Origin of the sequence: Suttonella ornithocola (genome assembly GCF_001889065.1) — a bacterium.
Taxonomy (GTDB): Bacteria; Pseudomonadota; Gammaproteobacteria; order Cardiobacteriales; family Cardiobacteriaceae; genus Suttonella_A; species Suttonella_A ornithocola.
Genome location: NZ_LWHB01000109.1, coordinates 1 through 19,302 on the forward strand (window position 1 = coordinate 1; position 19,302 = coordinate 19,302).

Annotated in this window: 17 protein-coding genes and 1 pseudogene; 13 read left to right on the plus strand and 5 right to left on the minus strand. The window is 42.3% G+C overall.

All coding sequences use genetic code 11. From position 1 onward, the window contains the following. From argG to A5N85_RS08530, 4 genes are all read right to left on the minus strand, one after another. Positions 1-713, minus strand: a 713-nt coding sequence (gene argG, locus A5N85_RS08515) for an argininosuccinate synthase (RefSeq protein WP_072576842.1), incomplete at its 3' end; no start/stop codon positions are given. Between the two features lie 291 nt (positions 714-1,004). Beyond that, on the minus strand, positions 1,005-1,856 hold the full coding sequence (locus tag A5N85_RS08520; protein WP_072576843.1) for a CorC family transporter: 852 nt from the start codon (positions 1,854-1,856) through the stop codon (positions 1,005-1,007). Positions 1,857-1,908: 52 nt separating this feature from the next. Further along, positions 1,909-2,406 (minus strand): PAS domain-containing protein, encoded by a 498-nt coding sequence (locus A5N85_RS08525; RefSeq protein WP_211268122.1) that lies wholly within the window; start codon positions 2,404-2,406, stop codon positions 1,909-1,911. A 9-nt stretch (positions 2,407-2,415) separates the two neighbouring features. Then, positions 2,416-4,446, minus strand: coding sequence for a pilin (locus tag A5N85_RS08530; RefSeq protein ID WP_072576845.1), 2,031 nt, complete (start codon positions 4,444-4,446; stop codon positions 2,416-2,418). Between the two features lie 202 nt (positions 4,447-4,648). Here A5N85_RS08530 and clpB point away from each other — a divergent pair, with 202 nt between their 5' ends. The 13 genes and pseudogenes from clpB to A5N85_RS08600 all read left to right on the plus strand — a co-directional run bounded on the left by clpB (position 4,649) and on the right by A5N85_RS08600 (position 18,871). Beyond that, positions 4,649-7,219 carry an ATP-dependent chaperone ClpB gene (clpB, locus tag A5N85_RS08535; protein WP_072576846.1) on the plus strand — a complete coding sequence of 857 codons (2,571 nt, stop codon included), beginning with the start codon at positions 4,649-4,651 and terminating at the stop codon, positions 7,217-7,219. Positions 7,220-7,376: 157 nt separating this feature from the next. Beyond that, the gene (locus A5N85_RS17285; RefSeq protein ID WP_072576847.1) at positions 7,377-9,230 is read left to right on the plus strand and encodes a fructose-specific PTS transporter subunit EIIC; all 1,854 of its coding nucleotides are present in this window, start codon (positions 7,377-7,379) and stop codon (positions 9,228-9,230) included. A gap of 40 nt (positions 9,231-9,270) precedes the next feature. After that, complete coding sequence (locus tag A5N85_RS08545; RefSeq protein ID WP_143143231.1) at positions 9,271-9,741, plus strand: SoxR reducing system RseC family protein; 471 nt, start codon at positions 9,271-9,273, stop codon at positions 9,739-9,741. Between the two features lie 71 nt (positions 9,742-9,812). Further along, positions 9,813-10,244 carry a DUF2147 domain-containing protein gene (locus A5N85_RS08550; RefSeq protein ID WP_072576849.1) on the plus strand — a complete coding sequence of 144 codons (432 nt, stop codon included), beginning with the start codon at positions 9,813-9,815 and terminating at the stop codon, positions 10,242-10,244. Between the two features lie 185 nt (positions 10,245-10,429). Beyond that, complete coding sequence (locus tag A5N85_RS08555; protein WP_072576850.1) at positions 10,430-11,293, plus strand: 5-bromo-4-chloroindolyl phosphate hydrolysis family protein; 864 nt, start codon at positions 10,430-10,432, stop codon at positions 11,291-11,293. After that, positions 11,286-12,362, plus strand: coding sequence for a toxic anion resistance protein (locus tag A5N85_RS08560; RefSeq protein WP_072576851.1), 1,077 nt, complete (start codon positions 11,286-11,288; stop codon positions 12,360-12,362). Before A5N85_RS08555 ends, A5N85_RS08560 begins: the two co-directional genes overlap by 8 nt. A gap of 8 nt (positions 12,363-12,370) precedes the next feature. Continuing rightward, complete coding sequence (locus A5N85_RS08565; protein ID WP_072576852.1) at positions 12,371-13,237, plus strand: DUF4339 domain-containing protein; 867 nt, start codon at positions 12,371-12,373, stop codon at positions 13,235-13,237. 782 nt (positions 13,238-14,019) lie between these two features. Then, positions 14,020-14,780, plus strand: a pseudogene (locus tag A5N85_RS17290) (lytic transglycosylase domain-containing protein). Between the two features lie 6 nt (positions 14,781-14,786). Then, entirely contained in the window at positions 14,787-15,473 is a 687-nt protein-coding gene (locus tag A5N85_RS08580; RefSeq protein ID WP_072576855.1) for a lytic transglycosylase domain-containing protein, read from the plus strand. A gap of 18 nt (positions 15,474-15,491) precedes the next feature. Next, positions 15,492-17,369, plus strand: a complete 1,878-nt coding sequence (locus A5N85_RS08585; protein ID WP_072576856.1) for a transglycosylase SLT domain-containing protein — start codon at positions 15,492-15,494, stop codon at positions 17,367-17,369. A 21-nt stretch (positions 17,370-17,390) separates the two neighbouring features. Further along, entirely contained in the window at positions 17,391-17,768 is a 378-nt protein-coding gene (locus A5N85_RS08590) for an MliC family protein (RefSeq protein ID WP_072576857.1), read from the plus strand. Positions 17,769-17,789: 21 nt separating this feature from the next. After that, on the plus strand, positions 17,790-18,380 hold the full coding sequence (gene hisB / locus A5N85_RS08595) for an imidazoleglycerol-phosphate dehydratase HisB (RefSeq protein ID WP_072576858.1): 591 nt from the start codon (positions 17,790-17,792) through the stop codon (positions 18,378-18,380). Positions 18,381-18,382: 2 nt separating this feature from the next. After that, a complete protein-coding gene (locus tag A5N85_RS08600) occupies positions 18,383-18,871 on the plus strand; it encodes a hypothetical protein (protein WP_072576859.1) in 489 nt (162 codons plus the stop codon). Positions 18,872-19,116: 245 nt separating this feature from the next. Here the strand turns inward: A5N85_RS08600 and A5N85_RS17000 are convergent. Continuing rightward, on the minus strand, positions 19,117-19,302 hold a 186-nt coding region (locus A5N85_RS17000), incomplete at its 5' end, for a transposase (protein WP_346243173.1).

The window sequence follows — 19,302 nt, forward strand, 5'->3', positions numbered from 1 at the left end:
GTTTCTTTAGCAATTGGAACTTCTTCTTTCCAAAAAGCAACGCCCATGATTGGATCAACTATTTCAAAACCGGTATTTAAGTATTCCAAATCTTTTGCTTCATGAGTTGCCCCCAACATATTAGAGTCTGTTGAATAGGCTTTTTCTTTACTCATTTTATAATCAAAACCGTTAGAAATAAGGAATTCGGACATTTCCGCACGCCCACCTAGCTCATCGATAAATTTCTGATCTAGCCATGGTTTATAAATTTTCAATGAAGGATTAGTGAGTAATCCATAGCGATAAAAGCGCTCAATATCATTGCCTTTATAAGTACTACCATCACCCCAGATATTAACACCATCTTCTTTCATTGCTGAAACCAGCATTGTTCCCGTTACTGCTCGACCCAATGGCGTCGTATTAAAATATGTCACGCCTGCAGTAGTTACATGAAAAGCATTACATTGAATCGCTGCAATTCCCTCATGAACCAGTTGTGCGCGACAATCAATCAAACGTGCTACTTTTGCGCCATATTGAAGTGCCTTACGAGGAATAGCCTCATAATCTTCTTCATCTGGTTGAGCAAGATTTGCTGTATAAGTATACGGTTCTGCGCCATTAAGTTTCATCCATAACAATGCGGCAGATGTATCTAGCCCACCTGAAAAGGCAATACCTACTTTTTGTCCTACAGGTAAAGATTGTAAAATGGTTTGATTAGACATAAATCACCCTTTTGGTCTAAAAGGGTATTATCTTAGCATGATGCCACGCTATGATTGTTTTTGATTTAATTAAAGGAGACCTTTGAAAAAAAACATAAAATAGAGAAGTTTCAATTTTTTAAATTTTGAAAATATATAAAAATCATAGTGTTAATTTTTCTACTAATAGCAAAAATTGGTATAAAACGGAATTTTGCAAAGGTCTCTAAAGAACAATTATTAGGACAAAATAAACTCCATTAAAAGTCCATCTATCTTTTTAAAAAATGCAATATTCTATTTATCAATAAGTTAGCCATCTATCTTGGGAGCTTTATCAACTTTCAAACTAAGAATACGACGTTGATTAGCCTTAGCAACACTAATTCGCCAAGGAAAGATAATAATAAACTCTCCTATCGTTGGCATCCGACCAAATTGTTGCAACAGATAGCCACCAATAGTATCAGCATCTTCATCTGATAATTCAGTATTAAAGCGTTCATTAAAGTTTGCTATTGGCATCAATGCCTTGACTTGATAGATATCTTCACCAATAGCTCTTACTTCAGCATCTGGGATTTCATCGTGTTCGTCATCTATTTCGCCTACAATTTCTTCGATAACATCTTCAATAGTAACCAATCCTGAAAGACTTCCGTATTCATCAATAACCATTGCCATATGATTTCGATTCATTTTAAAGTCGCGAAGCATTGCATCTAATGCTTTACTTTCTGGCACGATGGTCGCTGGGCGAATCACATCAATGAAATTTTTTGAGGCATAGTGTCCAGCAAACATTGGCAATAAATCTTTAGTAATCAATATGCCTAATACTTTTTCATGCTCTTCATCAACAACAGGGTAACGCGAATGCCCTGCTTCCAAAATCACCGTTAATACTTTTTCCAGTGACCAATTTTCTTGAATAAGTGTCATTTGACCACGAGGAATCATAATATCTCTAACTTGTGTATCACTAAGTTCTAGTAATGATTCCATCATTGTGGCGGTATCATCATTAATCGTCTGATTATCTTTATAATCTTGAATAATTTCCAATAACGCCACTTTTGGCTCATCCGGCTGGTTATTATCGCTTAAAAAAGCAGAAAGTTTTTGAAACCAGCCGCTTCTCTGTTCAGATTGTTCGTCACTCATGAGATGAAGTACTGTATGTTGAAAACATATTTAGTATATCTGATTTTAAAGATTATTCTTCATTTTTACGCACCTCTGCATAAATTGCTTCACATTTTTTTATGGTATCTCTATCAACCTTACGACGAACAGATGTAAAGCTATAAGGCGCACCGTCTCTAAATAAAGGTTGTATAGTGGCATGAACCCAATAATACCCACCGTCTTTACGTAAATTTTTAACATATCCACGCCACTCACTACCGGCTAATAAAGTTTGCCACATATTCGCAAAAACCCCTCTTGGCATATCTGGATGACGAACAATATTATGTGGAGAACCAATGAGTTCGGAGCTATCGTAACCACTAGTTGCACAAAATGCTGTATTTGCATGAGTAATCACTCCATGAATATCTGTTCGAGATACCAATAAAATGCCATCTCGCAAAATATAATGCTTAGGGCAAACAACTAGATTACGAGACTTTGCATCAAAATATTCAAAAGGAACAATTCGATGTTTTTCACCTGACGGCAACATCGGCGGTAAAGTGTAAAGTTTTTCCATATTATTTTTTTATTGACAATTATTAGGTAGAAAACGTTGGTAAATCGGTGTGCCACCCGGTCTTTGATAGAAATTGCAGTTCCATTTTCCCAATTCTGTTCGCGTTAAAGCTAGCCAATGGTCTTCAAGCACTTTAGGCGTTTGCTGCGTTGCTGCTAACTTTAACCAAATGGTTTTATTTTGCATATATCCATTGCTGAAAAAAGGAAGAAAAGCTTCTGGATATTGTTTAAATACGGGAAGTTTGCCCGTTTTTACAACAGTATCACGCAAAGACTGTGTTTGCGTATAAATATTCGCAACCTGAGTACGAACAACATAATCTTGATAAGCAGGGATAGCGATAGCCGCAAGTATTCCAACACTTGCAATAACTGTTGTAGTATTTCCTTTATATGACCAATCCATCAGATTGTGCGGTGAGGTCAATGTAAAGTTAAGCGGTTCATTTTGCGCATTATTGATCTGGAAGCTAAGCCACTCACTGGCTGGCAATTTCAACGATGAGACAGCTGGATAATCACTAAGATTAACTGCTTTGCCCGTATAATTGCTCAATAGCTGCAAATAGCTAAGATTTTGATAATAATGTTGCATGGATAGATTTTTCACATTTGTCAGGAAAGCAAAGCTGCTACGTTTAGGGTCGATGCCGGCTTTTTTAAAGTACTCTGATAATGAGTGATTTTCAACGGACTGTTGGCGAGCAATTAACGGCTGTGGCAAACTGGCTTGTAATAAATAATCCCCTTCAACTTTGAAATAAATCTCCTGCGGAACTGGCATCATCGCCTTCAAAAAAGCAAGGTTAGCTGGATTTTTCTGTTGTTCAGGAAACGTAATTTTATAAGCAACATGTCGAATACCAAATTTATCGGTTTCATCAACAAGAATTTGGTTATTTTTCTTATATGCATCAATAACCGCTTCCCAAGCCGCCAATTTTGCTTTTGGTGAGGCGATAATTTTTCCAAAATCATCAGAGAGCAGGATATGCTGTCCTGAAATTGCCTTTAATAATAAATCTAAATCAATGTGATATTTCTGCGCGACTGACTGCTTAATTGCATCATAATCTTTATCAAAAAGTCGCAAAATCTTGGTAGCCTGCTCAACGGTCGGCAAGGTATAAAGCAAAACAAAATCTGGTTCACCGTAGCTGGTTAACGTAATTGGTTGTGGTTCAACAGGAAATAATTCTCTTAATCCAACATTTGGCATATCTATCGCAAGTTTTGCACGATACAAATCTGGCGTTTGCTGGGTAAGAATACCAATACCCTGAATTTGAGAAATCTGAAGTGGCTTAGTAAAAGGCTTATCGTAAGTAAGCATGGCACTCAACCTAGCCAGATTTTTTTGCCATATTAGAGTGCGAGTATTATTAGATTTTGCCTGTGCTAGGATCGAATTATGGTCAATATTATTAGCGGCATCTTGCATCGCCCACTGCCAATCCATTTTCATTTTTTGCGTCGAAAGCATCACGGTTATGCGATTCCCTTGCACCAAATACTCTCCAACTAAAGGCACATTCGCAAGACGAATTTGTCCTTGATTATCATCTACTGACCGTAATTGGATTTTATGATTTTGCTTTAGTTCCTCTAGCGTTGCTTTTGCATCTGCAAACTCTGCACTAAGAATAAGTTGAGGACGAGAGCTAATCGCATTTTGAATAGCGACTTCAACTGGTGAACTGGCTTTTAAATAAGCTAATAGCAATGCATTTGCTTGTGAAAAGTCTTTAGCGATTTGCTTAGCAACTTCAGGATATTGCTCATGAAAAGCTTGTGCTACTGGCTTTGGCAAACCATAGCCATTTGCTAGTGAAAAACTGGCTACTGAAGGGATACGCAAATAGCTTTCTGTCTTTGGTGGCAAACGATTGATAAGCCATAATGAATCTTTTTCTTCTGGATAATAAAAAGCTGGAGTATTTGTGCCCAATAAATTATCAATTAGATTTTGCCCATGACTTAAAGTGCTTATTCCGGCTGTTGCTAACAAGCAAGTATACAATGCTATTTTTAGACGCATAACGCCTCCGTTTACAAATCTGCAAGTTTTTAATTATAACGATTAAATAAGATTAAACCTAATTTAACAAATAAACGTAACAGACTATTTTTAAAAAAATAACATTTGATTTAATTGCCTGATTTATGACTATTTATTCACTTGAAAAAACAATCAACACCCTAATCTTGACTAATAGTGTTTTTTCAATTAAGGAAGATGTATGAACCAAAAATTTACTGCTCGTTTTCAGGAAGCTTTATCCAACGCTCAATCGTTAGCTGTTGGAAAAGATAACAACTATATGGAGCCTGCGCACGTTCTTTATGCCTTACTTAACCAGGAAGGTGGTGGTGCGTTATCTATCTTGCGTCAAGCAGGAGTAAACGTAAACAGCCTGCGAAGCCGTTTAGATGAAATCTTGCAAAATCTCCCAACGGTTAGCAACCCTACAGGACAAGTCAATATTTCGCCAGAATTAGCGCGCTTGTTAAATTTATGCGACAAAATGGCACAGCAATATGGAGATGAATATATTTCCTCTGAGCTATTTTTATTAGCGCTATTAGACGGTAAAGACGATACTGCAAAAGCCTTAAAAGAATTTGGCGCAAATAAAGCCACTTTACAAAAAGTCGTAGAAAATTTACGCGGAGGAGAGCCCGTGACAGATGAAAATGCAGAAGACAAGCGCGAAGCGCTGAAAAAATATACTTTAGATGTTACACAGCGTGCATTGGACGGCAAAATCGACCCTGTTATCGGTCGGGATGAAGAAATTCGTCGCGCGATGCAAATCTTACAACGTCGCAGTAAAAATAACCCTGTTCTGATTGGTGAACCAGGTGTCGGTAAAACTGCGATTGTCGAAGGTCTCGCGCAACGCATTGCCAATAATGAAGTGCCAGAAAGTTTAAAAGGCAAACGTTTATTATCTTTAGACTTAGCCGCCCTATTGGCAGGAACAAAATATCGCGGTGAATTTGAAGAAAGACTAAAAGCGGTATTAACCGATATCAGCAAATCAGAGGGAAAAATTATTCTCTTTATTGATGAAATCCACACCATGGTGGGAGCAGGTAAAACCGAAGGCTCTATGGATGCGGGCAATATGTTGAAACCCGCTTTAGCACGTGGAGAATTACACTGTATCGGCGCAACCACTTTAGAAGAATACCGTCAATATATGGAAAAAGATGCCGCTTTAGAGCGTCGCTTCCAAAAAGTGATGGTAGATGAACCAAGCGTGGAAGATACCATTGCGATTTTGCGCGGACTACAAGAGCGTTATGAAGTTCATCATGGTATCAATATTACTGACCCTGCCCTGGTCGCGGCTGCGCAACTATCCCATCGTTATATCAGTGGTCGGAAACTGCCCGATAAAGCGATTGACCTTATTGATGAAGCTGCCGCTCAAATTAGAATGGAGCTAGACAGCAAACCAGAAGCGATGGATAAAATTGACCGTCGCCTTATCCAGCTAAAAATGGAGCGGTTAGCATTAGAAAAAGAAAGTGATGCTGCTAGTAAAAAACGCTTAGATGATTTAGATAGCGAAATTGAAATGCAGGAAAAAGAGTATGCTGACCTAGAGGAAGTCTGGAAAGCAGAAAAAGCCGGCATTCAAGGCGCTGCTGTCATTAAAGAACAAATTGACAAATTGCGTGTGGAATTAGATGCCGCTAAACGTAAAGGAGATTTTGCTCGTATGAGCGAAATTCAATACGGCAAATTGCCAGAATTAGAAGCACAGCTTGCCGAAGCAGAAAAACACGCGGATGATTCCCATAATAAATTGGTTCGCAGCAAAGTAACGGCGGAAGAAATTGCGGAAATTGTTTCTCGTTGGACAGGCATTCCTGTCAGTAAAATGATGGAAAGCGAAAAAGAAAAATTACTGCATTTAGAATCGGTGCTTAATGAACGTGTCGTTGGACAACAAATTGCCGTAGAAGCCGTTGCCAATGCCATTCGCCGTAACCGTGCGGGATTGTCTGATCCAAACCGTCCAATTGGTTCTTTCCTTTTCCTTGGTCCAACCGGTGTTGGTAAAACCGAACTTTGCCGCACATTGGCACAATTTATGTTTGATAGCGAAGACAATATGATTCGCATCGATATGAGCGAATTCATGGAAAAACATAGCGTTGCTCGCTTAATTGGCGCGCCTCCGGGCTATGTGGGTTATGACCAAGGTGGATACCTCACTGAAGCCGTTCGTCGCAAACCTTATTCCGTCGTCCTGTTCGATGAAATCGAAAAAGCACACGGCGATGTCTTTAATATCTTGCTACAAGTGCTAGATGACGGACGCCTAACTGATGGACAAGGTCGCACCGTTGATTTCCGCAATACCATTATCATCATGACTTCAAACTTAGGTTCAGACCTTATTCAAGCGATGAGCGATAAAAGTTATGAAGAGATGAAAGCAGCGGTGATGGAAGTCGTTGGTGCGCATTTCCGCCCTGAGTTTATTAACCGTATTGATGAAACCATTGTTTTCCACAGTTTAGGCAAGGAGCACATGAGCAATATTGCGAAGATCCAACTCAAACGTTTGGAGCGTCGCTTAACAGAACGCGATTTACACTTGAGTATCAGCGATGATGCCTTAGCTTATTTAGTAGATGTAGGCTATGACTCAACCTTTGGCGCTCGCCCATTGAAAAGAGCGATTCAAACGGTTATCGAAAATCCGCTTGCTGCTCGTATTTTAGCGGGTGAATACTTACCGGGAAGTACGATTCATGTAGATTACAAACCAGAAAATGGTATTGTCTTTAAATAAAATTGCTTTTCTTCTATAGCCTTTTAAAAAACCTGCCAGATGGCAGGTTTTTTTATAGCAACTACTCATTCTTTACTTTTTTTATAAATAATCAATAATAGTTTCACGCTTTCTGTACCGAAAGGAAACTCAGACCATTATTTTTTTGGAGGGATTTATGGAACTCACAAACGCACTCATTCAATTGGGCGCTACCCCAGCGACAAAAGAAGAAGCTATTCGTCAAGTCGCCGCTATTCTCGTAGAGAATGGTAAAACCACAGCAGAATATGTTAAGGGGATGTTTGCACGCGAAGCACAAGAAAATACTTATCTTGGCAATGGCGTCGCTATTCCACACGGCACGCCACAAAGTCGAAAATACATCAAAGAGACCGCCATTGCGATTTTACAAGTTCCTGAAGGGGTAGATTGGGAAGATGGCGAACTCGCGCATATTATTGTTGGAATAGCAGCAGGAGATAATGAACATCTTGCCGTTTTAAAACGCCTCAGCACCGTCGTTGGGGATGAAGCAGTTGCAGAACGTCTTGCCAAAACGAGCGATATTGACGATATTCGAGAAACGCTTTCCGCTGTTGCACAATCTGATATTGAGCCAGAAGTTAAATCTGGAAGTAAAAAAATTATTGGTATTACCTCTTGTCCAACAGGCGTTGCGCATACGTATATGGCACAGGAAGCACTAGAGCAGGCAGCGCGTGAACTAGGTTATGGCTATAAAATTGAAACACAAGGCAGTGTCGGTGCTGAAAATGTCTTAACAGAAGCTGATATTGCAGATGCAGATATCGTCATTATTGCGGCTGATACCAATGTAGATTTAGCGCGCTTTGTCGGCAAACGCCTCTATCAAACCAGCACAAAAGCCGCTATCAATAATGGTAAACACGTCATTGAAATCGCTTTAGCTGATGCCACTGCTTTTAAAAACGATAACGTCTCGCAAAAGACCGCTGAGAAGGCAGAAAAAACAGGTGTTTATAAACACCTAATGACAGGGGTTTCTTATATGTTGCCGTTTGTTGTTGCTGGCGGTTTGCTGATTGCGCTGGGTTTTGCGATTGGTTCTTTCCTTTATGGCGACCAAGGGATTTACATCTACGATGAAAAATATGCGGGCACCCTTGGTTACAATCTTTTTAATCTAGGTAAGGTCGCATTTGAACTTTTCGTTCCTATTTTAGGCGGCTATATTGCCTACTCTATTGCGGGTCGTCCGGGGATTGCGCCGGGGATGATAGGTGCTTTTCTGTCTAATAAATTAGGGGCAGGCTTCTTAGGGGCTATTCTTGCAGGCTTTATTGCTGGTTACTTTGTCGCCTTTCTTTCTAAAGCCATCAAATTACCACGTTCTTTAGATGCGTTAAAACCAATGATTATTCTTCCTTTAGTGGGAACTGCTGTCATTGGATTATTAATGTATTACGTCATCGGCACGCCTGTTTCTAGCGCTTTAGCATGGTTAACAGAATGGCTTAAATCTTTACAAGGCTCTAATGCTTTCCTATTAGGCGCATTATTAGGCGGTATGATGGCAGTTGATATGGGCGGACCTATCAATAAAGCCGCTTATACTTTTTCCGTTTCTTTAATAGCTTCTGGCATTGCCGCTCCGATGGCAGCCACTATGGCAGCCGGAATGACACCACCACTTGCCATTTTTGTTGCCACATTGCTTTATAAAAATCGCTTTACAGACGAAGAACGCGAAGCAGGCAAAGCTGCAGGCGTTTTAGGGCTATCTTTTATCACAGAGGGTGCTATCCCTTTTGCCGCTAAAGACCCTATCCGCGTTATTCCTGCATTAGTTATTGGTTCGGCGGTAGCTGGCGCCTTATCAATGCTATTTGGCGTAACCTTACAGGCACCTCATGGCGGTATCTTTGTTCTGTTTATTCCAAAAGCCGTTACCCATATTTTCCTATATGCCCTCGCCATTATTGCCGGCACAGCGGTAAGTGCCGTTTTACTAGGCATATTTAAAAAACCGCTCCAATCAAACGCTTAAAATCTATCAACATGCCTCACCAAACTGGTGAGGCATCACTTTGCTCAACACTAAAGTTTTTATGACTAACGCACTGTTATCTCTACCTGTAAAGATTATCCATCAAACCGCTGATACGCTGACCGTTTTACCCGTTGATGTCATTGAAGATTGCCCAAAATGTGCAGCGGGAGAAGGCTGCGGACAGAATCCTTGGTTTCGTGGTTTTTTCCGTAAACGTGAATTAACACTCCCTCGCCCGACTAACTTTCCTGAAAACCAATCATTTGCTGAACTACAATTACCTAATCACATTCTGAACTACTTAACTTTAATGGTCTATGCGCTACCACTGTTAAGCTTTATCATTACACTTCTTTTGCTGACAAACTTTCCAGCTTGGATACCATTCTTAGGCGCAATATTGCTATCAGGACTAACCTTATCGTTGACTCATCCTTTACAACAAAGACTACTTCGCCGCTATCTCACCCTATCCTTGCCCCTAGATAAACAAACCTTTAAAGCTTAAAAATTATTCTGATGAAGCGGTTTTTAGGGAAAAATTGCGTTATTATTTGATTTTTCAATTGGAGAGCGCAGATGTTCCGAGCCATATTCTTAACCCTATTTTTATGTTTATCTAGTTGGGTGCACGCTGAAACCAGCGGGAATCCTGTCGGTTTTTGGCAATTAGCTGACAAGTCTGGTAAACCTGTTTTAATCATCCGTATTTTCCCTGTTGGGAAAACGCTATCCGCCAAAATCTTACAATACTATCCCAATGCAAATGCTCGTTGCACCGCTTGTAAAGATGCACTCAAAGACACTCCCGTCAGAGGATTAACCTTTATAAAAGGATTGGTTCGTAAAAGTGGAGATACATGGAGCGATGGGAAAATTCTTAATCCAGAAACAGGAAAAGAAGCCAAAGTAACCCTAACCATTTCTGCAGACGGCAGTCAGCTAAAAATTAACAGCTATCGCTTTCTCTCTTGGTTTGGAAGCACAGATATATGGACACGTCGAAAATAAACTTTTTAACAAAATATGATAAATTTCCTTTGGTGTTATTCCAAAAACTTAGCCTCTTCCTTGCTGAGTTAACGAGATTAACCCTACGTACTTTTAAATCATTATGGACGTAATATGTTAAGAATACTGACTTGGAGCATTCTCTTTTTAGTGATTTTTGTTCCCGCTTGTAGTGCATTATTTCGATGAAAAAAAGCTGGCTAACCAAAAGCAAAGCACTATTTCTAGGGCTGCGAGGCAATATCTTACTAGTTGCCTCCTCACCTTTATGGATTGCCGTTATCCAAGGGATTTTTCAAGGTCGATTATTTAAATCCTTATTAAGCTTGGCTTCGGTCGGCTGTTTTACCTATGCGACGCTTTTAACCAAACGCTATTTTTATCAGCTATCGCTTACCCTACATCAAGAAAATCCACTACCCGTTGAAGATACACGCAAAGATGCCTTATGGTTAGTTGCGCTAGGTGCCTTAATCGTAAGTGCTTTAGTATTACGCCGCCCACCGCTTATTGCGATTAACACCTTACTCGCTGGCGGTGCTTACTATTTTCATTATTGCTATCAAACTCAAGACATCCCCGCGACAAGCACCTCCATAGAGGAAACCCCGATTAACCCTGCTGATTTACCGCCTACGCTGAGACAAATGATACAAGACGCACAACAAAGCATTCTTCATTTGCGCCAAATCGCCGAAACGGCTTACAATACCGATGTATCATCCATTCTCTTATCCAAACTGCAAACCATTATCAACTTAGCCGATACCCTTCTGCATAAAGTTGCTCAATCTCCCGAACAAATCCGACAAATGCGCACCTTTTTTGTTGTTATCTTGCCAGAGCTCGAACAAATTTGCGCCCGCTATTTCTCTGACATATCATCAGCTGAAAGCCAACAACAATTTTTAGACCTTCTTAACGCCAGTGAAGCGGCTTTTACCGAACAACAGCAAGCACTGATTGGACGGCATCAAACAGAATTAGACATCAAAATGACCGTTCTTAAAGCGCAACTCACCCTCAATCAGAGAGAAAAAAATGAGTGAAACCCCAAAAAACTTGATAAATACCGATGAAAATCCATTAGACGAACATCGCGTTCGCCAATTAGTGAGTCTGCTAAACATTCACGACACCAAAGCGGTTCTAAACTTTGGCACCGATGCCCAACGCCAACTTACCGCCGTTGCCGATACCATGCTCGCTGATATCCAAGCCAAAGACACCGGAGAAGCAGGGCTTCTGCTGTCTAAAATGGTGATGACCCTAAAAGGCTTTCAAGGTTCTGAACTTACGTTGAAGAAAAAATACCACTTTTGGGATAAGCTGCTTGGCAAAGCCCGTCCAATCGAAGCCTTCAGACAACAATTTGAAACCGTTAGCGATCAAATCGACCAAATTAGTAACGGATTAGAAAAACACAAACAAACCCTACTTATTGATATCACTTCTCTAGATCGGCTTTATGATGCCACTTTAGGGTATTTTCGCGACTTAAGACACTACATTGCCGCCGCAGAAGAAATCATTAGACATGCAGATGAACATACCCTTCCAGTCCTAAAACAGCATGCCGAACAAACCCAAAACCTAGAAGACGCCCAAAAACTACGCGACCACCAATCTCAACGCGATGAACTAGACCGACGCTTACACGACCTTCGTCTAACACGACAAGTAGCAATGCAAGCCTTACCTAGCATTCGTCTTATCCAAGAAAACAACAAAGGACTCGTCAATAAAATCAATAGCACCTTAATCAATACCGTTCCCCTTTGGCGACAACAGCTCGCACAATCATTAGCAATTTATCGTTCTTCGGAAGCCGCGCAAGCCATTAAAGCCAGTAGCGATTTAACCAATGACCTTCTCAAAAATAATGCAGAAACCTTACAAACTGCCAATCGAGAAAGCCGACAGCAAATCGAACGAGGTGTATTTGATATTGAAGCGGTAGAGCAAGCCAATCAAATGCTCATCAGTACCATTGAAGAAAGCATTGAAATTCATGAAGTCGCGCGCAACCATCGAAAAGAAGCAGAAAAACGCTTGCAAGACGCTGAGAATCAGCTCAAACAAACCTTACAACACGTAGCCACCCAACAATCACAATAAATCAACCTATGTCTGGATTTTTCTCTCGAATATTTCAACGCTCTGAGCCAGTGCGCATATCTCCGCATCAAGATAAGCCCTTTTTAGAACATCTAACCTTGCCACACTTAGAACCTTCAACCGTATTGAGCGTTCCAGAAAGTTACTGTGCTTGCTTATTTCAAGAGAAGCTCATAAGTGCGCCTTTATTAAGAGGCGAACATCCCCTAACGGCAGAAAAAATATCGCCTTTACAACCAACAGCGCCCATAAACATACTTTATCTCAACCGTCATCAAACACCGCATCGCACATGGCAACTTTCGCATCATCTGCATGATGAACAAATCCTACAAATTCGTGGAGAATACCATTTTCACCTGAGTCATCCCAAAGCCTTTCTTCATCACTTATTACAATTCCCTCAGCCCGCTATAGAGAGCTTAGATGATTGGCTTGCTGAACAAGTTAATACACTGATTAACATACAAAATATCCCAACAGAAGATATTCTCACCTACCCAGAGCGTCTATCTGTTTTCCTACAAACCCAACTGACTCCGCTTTTGCATCGACAGGGATTAACCCTAATTGGGCTAACATTAACAGCAAAAATTACAGCTGCTATACCGATTTCATCTTCAGCGCCAGAATCTTCACTCACTCAACATGCTAAACCCATACCAGCCACTCCTAAAGATGAAGCGCCTTTACTGGCAAGAGAATATTATCGAGTCATTGGGGGAAGACAAATGGGGCCTTATAGCATTGCCTATCTACAAACCCTCATTGACCAAGGAACACTAGAGAAAAACGAACTTCTATGGAAAAAAGGGATGCCATCGTGGCAAAAAGTCGAAAAATTTTCTGAGTTACAATGGACTGAAACAAAATGACTTTTCCTTTTATCCACCATCGACGCTTCTTTCTCCTTATAAGCGCCGCTACTTTACTATGGTCATCCCTTACCTATGCACAAGATGCCACACAAGGGCTATTTATTTGCGATAACGGCAGCGGTGTCAAAAACATCGTAACCGCTGCACAAAAATCCGCACAAAAAGGCCGCTGCCAACCCTATAAAAAAGGCATGTTAGGTGGCGGTAGCGGTTCCCTAATGACCGTTCCTTCAAAAACGGCTAATCCGACACCACCACCTTCTAGTCGAAAACCTATTCAACTCTCCATACCAAAAACAAACAATCTCCCCGCTCAATCCCTACCACCGGCTAAACCACAAAAAACCGATGACGCCCCGATACAAATATACTTTTGCCCTGACAATCTAAACGGTGAAATTATCGAAGCCACAACACCGCCTCGACCTGAATGCCAATCTGTTGGCATTAAAGCAAAAATTCAAGACCCGCGTACTACCCCTATCAATACAGGAAAACCGCTTGGTAGAGGAAAAGCCGATAGATTGACGAAATCTACGCCAAACGGCAAAGGAGAAGTTGGCTTAACCGACTCTCCGCCCACTGATATCTACAAATGCTACGACCAACAAGGACGTCCCAGCTACGTCGCTGAAAATAAAACCAAGAACTTCCGCCGTTGCAGCTTTTTTTCACGATCATTTGCTGGTGCAACAGCCGATTTTTACCAAAAATCCACGACACCAACCGCCGCATCCCTAACAGATTTAGCCGCTCAAGGTGTTAACCAAAATAATAAAATGCCTACCGCCTCCGCCGCTTTAAAATGCGTTGGCGCAGGCGAAGTCGTTTATAACGGCACAACCAAAGAATACCAATGCGCCACCCGCTCTTATGACCTTACACCGGGAACCAGTGGCGGACAAGTCGTACTTGGCAACAAAAGTGCTAATATCGCAGCGCATCGATTTGACTATTTTAATACTGGTGGTAGCTGTGGTGGCATTGTAACCAGCTCAGAAGGTCGAATATTGCACCTTTCCCCCACAAAAGATTGCCCTGAAGCCTTTCAAATTGAAGCACGCAAAATTGAGCAAGCCTATATCAAAACCATCTCCATCAACGTATCTGGCGCATTACTCGAACGCCAGCGCACCCTATCCCCGCAAATCAACGAAATTGCGTATCGAATTGGCATTGACCCATTCCTCGTCCATGCGATTATCTCAGCAGAATCTGCCTATAAAAGCCGAGCCGTTTCTCGTGTAGGCGCGCAAGGCTTATGCAGCTAATGCCAGCAACCGCCAAACGTTTTGGTGTCCGAGATACCTTTCATACCGGTGAAAACATCCGTGGTGGTGCTACCTACCTTAAATGGTTACTCAATAAATTTAATGGCAACTATCAGCTAGCCATCGCAGGCTATAACGCGGGCGAAGGCAACGTCATTAAATACGGCTATAAAATTCCACCCTTTATCGAAACGCGCGCATACGTTCCCAAAGTCATGGAATACTACCGACGCTATAAAGCTAACCCTTCTCTCGTCGGGCTTAAATAACAACTTATGAAAAAACTATTACTTATCATCGCTTGCTTACCGCTGCCATTACTTGCTGCCGCAAAATCCTGTGGCAGCTATGTGAAAAATGGAAAAACACACAACATCCCTTGTAGCCTAGGCAAACCGCTTACCAGTACCATAAAAGCAGGTCAGTCCTGTAAAGCCGAGATCAAAGTCAATGGACTCACCGTCAAGCTTCGCCACCAATGCGTGGTCAAACCAACGGGGCAAACAGGCGCTATTACCGTAACTGAACCCAGTGGCGCATTAAAAAACCGACAAACCCATTTAAAACAAACCATCAATACCCTAGCCAAAAAATACAATGTTGAGCCGGCACTAGCTCATGCCGTTATCACCGTAGAATCCGCCTATCGTAGTGACATTGTTTCCGACAAAGGTGCTATTGGGCTGATGCAACTGATGCCTGCAACCGCAGGAATGCTTAGCGTTACCGACCCCTTTGATGCCAAGCAAAACATTGACGGCGGTATCCGCTACTTATCAGGCTTATTAAAACGCTTTAACAACGACACGAGCCTTGCCCTAGCAGGCTATAATGCAGGTCCTGAAGCCGTTAAAAAATACGGCAATACCATTCCACCTTATAATGAAACTCAGCGTTACGTTAAACGCGTTCTCTCTTATCAAGACAAATACCGCCAACAATGGCGCAAACACATCCAATAATTCGGGATTACCTTTCTTATGCTCAAAAACCTTCTAACAACGGCTTTTCTCTTATTTCAGCTCAACAGCTATGCTGAGGATAACATCCTAGATGCAGAAGCAGCGATGAAAAATGGCGCACCGCTATCTGATTACAGCCATTTCGCAGGACATCCACTTTATCCCTACCTTCAATATAGAGAATACCGCAATAACCTAGAAACCACACCCAATCAAACCATCGTTAAATTCCTACGCGAAAATGCGCATGCGCCTTTTGCTGGTTGGTTAGCAGAGCATGCCTTTCCGCTATGGCTATCCAATCGCGCTTATAACGACATCGTCCAAGCATACTCGCCAGCTTTTGCTGATGAAAGCATCGAATGCGAATGGCGTTTAGCCCTTCTCCATAGTGGTAAACGCCAACAAGCAGAAGCCAACATCGAATCGCTTTGGATGAGCAGTAAAAACATCGACCCTGCTTGTGATCCACTATTCATTCAAATGCTAGGCGATGGCAGCCTTAGCCAAAAGCTCATTGCTGACCGCTTTCAAAAAGCCATGCAGAATAACAACCTCGTCCTCGCTGCTCGCCTTCAAGCCATGCTAAAAGGCAACGAAGCCAATTCCGCTTCGAACTGGTTAGCCGTTCGCCAAAACACCTTACCAGCTCAAACCCTTTTTAACCTCACTCCTGCTCATTGGCGAACCACTGCCATTGCCGATAGCATCTATCACAACGCTAAAAACAATCGAGAACAAGCCATTAACCTCGCCACGGCACTTTCTGCTAAAGAATACGCCGCCGAACCAGAAGCCGCAGGACGCGCACTTTCTCAATTAGCTGCCTTACTTGCGCAAGACAACGATCCACGCAGCGAACAAATCTTTGCGCTTATTCCCCAAGGTGGGCATGATAAAAACGCCGTTTTTGACCTATTGGCGTATGAAATGCGGCTTAATCGCTGGCAAGCCATCCCAGCCCTTTTTAACCATATGAGCGAAGAAGACCTCGCCACACCAGAATACCAATATTGGATAGGCAAAGCCTATGAAAAAACCGGACAGCCTGCACAAGCCAAAATGCACTATCAAAAAGCCGCTGGGCATCGTGATTTCTTTGGATTTTTAGCGGCCGAAAAACTTGGACTCCCCTACGCCTTTAACGATAAACCGCTCACCAAAAATCCCAAAATCTATCATCGAATAAAAACCCTTCCCGAAATCTATCGGATAAAAACCTTTCTCCGCCTTGGGGATAAAAGTCGTGCGGCACAAGAATATAACGCCATGACCCGTAAAATGACGGATGAAGAACTCCGTCAAGCTGCCTTGCTTGCTGCTGAAAACGGATGGACCATTCAAAGCATTACCACCCTTTCGAAAACCAAAGATTGGGATGCCCTTGCCGTTCGTTTCCCTGTGCTGTATCAAAACCAAGTTCGCTCCTTAGCAACACGCTACGGCATCAGCCCTGCCAAAATCTACGCCATTATTCGTAAAGAAAGCATTTTCCAACCTGAAATCAAATCACGCGCTGGCGCTATTGGGCTGATGCAAGTCATGCCAGCAACTGCTCGCCATACTGCTAAAAAATACGGTATCCCTTATACCAATAGCCTACAACTCACCATTCCGGAAACCAATCTCAACATTGGCAGCCAATACCTCGCTGACCGCTTAAACCAATTTGGGCATTTAGCCTATGCCGCCGCTGCCTACAACGCGGGACCGAGTCGAGCCAATCGTTGGTTAGCCGATAACCCCGCGCTTCCCTTAGACGAATGGATTGCGCAAATTCCTTTCTATGAAACCAGAGATTATGCCAAGCGCGTATTAGAATACGAAAAAATCTACGAATACCGACTTGGGCTTTCGCCTATTCCATATAAAAATGCTGCTATTCGTCCTTGGTAAACCTACCTAACGGAACAAACCATGAAAAAAACCTTCCTTTTCCTCTTTCCATTACTTCTAGTGGCTTGCGCTGGCAAACAGCAGCCAGCCAACCTATCCTTGACCGATAGCCTAGAAACAGAACCCGTTCATATGATTAAACTCCCCATTAACCATAACAGTTGGCGTAACTGGCAATGTCGAGACGGACAAACCTTACAAACCCGATACCAAGACGCACAAGGCAAAACCCTCTTATTGCGCTACCAAGGGAGCGAGATGCCCTTACCGCATATCCCTAGTGAAAACATTGCTATCTACGAAAACGGGCAAATCGCCTTTTTCAGCGATGGGCAAAATGCTAGCGTCGGCTTACCGCAAAACAGCATCCTTTACAGCACAGGTTGCCGCCCTCAATAACCCCATTTAGGACACTCCAACATGACTCGTACTGCTACCCTTAACCGAAATACCAGCGAAACCCAAATCCAAATCGACCTTAACCTAGACGGCACAGGTAAAGCCAACTTACAAACAGGCATTGGCTTTTTCGACCACATGCTCGACCAAATCGCTCGTCATGGATGCTTTGACCTCTCCATTCAAGTACAAGGCGATTTACACATCGACTGCCACCATAGCGTTGAAGATACCGGTATTGCACTTGGCGATGCCATGCGAGAAGCACTAGGCGATAAACGCGGCATTACCCGTTATGGACACGCCTACGTTCCCCTAGACGAAGCCTTATCACGCGTGGTTATCGACTTCTCAGGACGCCCCGGCCTCTATTGGCACGTCAACTTCAGCCGCGACAAAATTGGCGAAATCGATACCGAAACCTTCTACGAATTCTTCAACGGCTTTGCCAACCACGCGCGCGCAACCATTCATATTGATAACATTCGTGGCATCAATAACCATCACATTATCGAAACCATCTTTAAAGCCTTTGGCAGAGCCTTACGCATGGCAGCAATGCCCGACCCACGCGCACAAGGACAAATCCCCTCAACCAAAGGCTTACTATAGCCTTGCGTCAGCAAGGCGCGCTTATCTTTGCAGGATTATTTATTATCTCCATGCTCCTCTTTTTACAAGCATGGCGCGACAGTCTGCAAGAAGGTTGGCTTGGTGTTATCAACTATTTTGTATCATCTATCGGCTTTATCTTGCTCATGGTGCTCATATTTTTAGGCGAGCGCAAAAAAAGGGCGAATATGCCCGATGCCCCTCATTTTCCTCCCATTGTGCTGGGCATTATCGCGTTGGTCTGTATGGTGATAACGATAAAACTTGCATTTGACCTAATAGACGGTAGAAAAACCTACATCACCAGCGATTACCGCGTTTATCAAAAAACACATCGCGGTGCGCACCGCTACCGCCTTGAACTGCCTGACATTAACTACTCAGGCGACATCAACTACCGCAGCTATTTACGCCTTTCGCAATATTGCAACCACCCTATCCGCGTTGAATACTACCGCCGAAGCCAAATCATCTTTTCGGTAGAATGCTAACCGACCAGTCCCTACCTCATCAGCCTTGCTAAAATTTCGTATTCCACACGGTGGGCATATAAAATTTCCTATACCTATTGTCAAACCGCTAAAAATAGTATCAATATCCGCATAAATAACCATCATATTATTGAAACTACCTTTAAAACCTTTGGCAGAGCCTGACACATGGCAACCTATCCAACTCACGCCATATAGTCAAATCACTTATAATCCAATCTATCCAAAGCAGATATATAGTGCAATCATCTAAAACTCAACCCAATCCAAAGCAGATAAAAGCATAAAGTATCAATACAATCCATCCGCCATTCTTTGCGTATTTGCTTAATCCAAGCCCACATCTTTTCAATGGGATTTAAGTCTGGACTATAAGGGGGTAACCAAACTATTTCATGCCCATGCTCTTCAATGATTGCTTGAATTATACA

Bases quoted from the DNA above. Each gene is read 5' to 3' on its own strand.
- A5N85_RS08520 (WP_072576843.1), bottom strand. From the start codon at position 1,856: ATGAGTGACGAACAATCTGAACAGAGAAGCGGCTGGTTTCAAAAACTT.
- A5N85_RS08525 (WP_211268122.1), bottom strand. From the start codon at position 2,406: ATGGAAAAACTTTACACTTTACCGCCGATGTTGCCGTCAGGTGAAAAA.
- A5N85_RS08530 (WP_072576845.1), bottom strand. From the start codon at position 4,446: ATGCGTCTAAAAATAGCATTGTATACTTGCTTGTTAGCAACAGCCGGA.
- clpB (WP_072576846.1), top strand. From the start codon at position 4,649: ATGAACCAAAAATTTACTGCTCGTTTTCAGGAAGCTTTATCCAACGCT.
- A5N85_RS17285 (WP_072576847.1), top strand. From the start codon at position 7,377: ATGGAACTCACAAACGCACTCATTCAATTGGGCGCTACCCCAGCGACA.
- A5N85_RS08550 (WP_072576849.1), top strand. From the start codon at position 9,813: ATGTTCCGAGCCATATTCTTAACCCTATTTTTATGTTTATCTAGTTGG.
- A5N85_RS08555 (WP_072576850.1), top strand. From the start codon at position 10,430: ATGAAAAAAAGCTGGCTAACCAAAAGCAAAGCACTATTTCTAGGGCTG.
- A5N85_RS08560 (WP_072576851.1), top strand. From the start codon at position 11,286: ATGAGTGAAACCCCAAAAAACTTGATAAATACCGATGAAAATCCATTA.
- A5N85_RS08565 (WP_072576852.1), top strand. From the start codon at position 12,371: ATGTCTGGATTTTTCTCTCGAATATTTCAACGCTCTGAGCCAGTGCGC.
- A5N85_RS08580 (WP_072576855.1), top strand. From the start codon at position 14,787: ATGAAAAAACTATTACTTATCATCGCTTGCTTACCGCTGCCATTACTT.
- A5N85_RS08585 (WP_072576856.1), top strand. From the start codon at position 15,492: ATGCTCAAAAACCTTCTAACAACGGCTTTTCTCTTATTTCAGCTCAAC.
- A5N85_RS08590 (WP_072576857.1), top strand. From the start codon at position 17,391: ATGAAAAAAACCTTCCTTTTCCTCTTTCCATTACTTCTAGTGGCTTGC.
- hisB (WP_072576858.1), top strand. From the start codon at position 17,790: ATGACTCGTACTGCTACCCTTAACCGAAATACCAGCGAAACCCAAATC.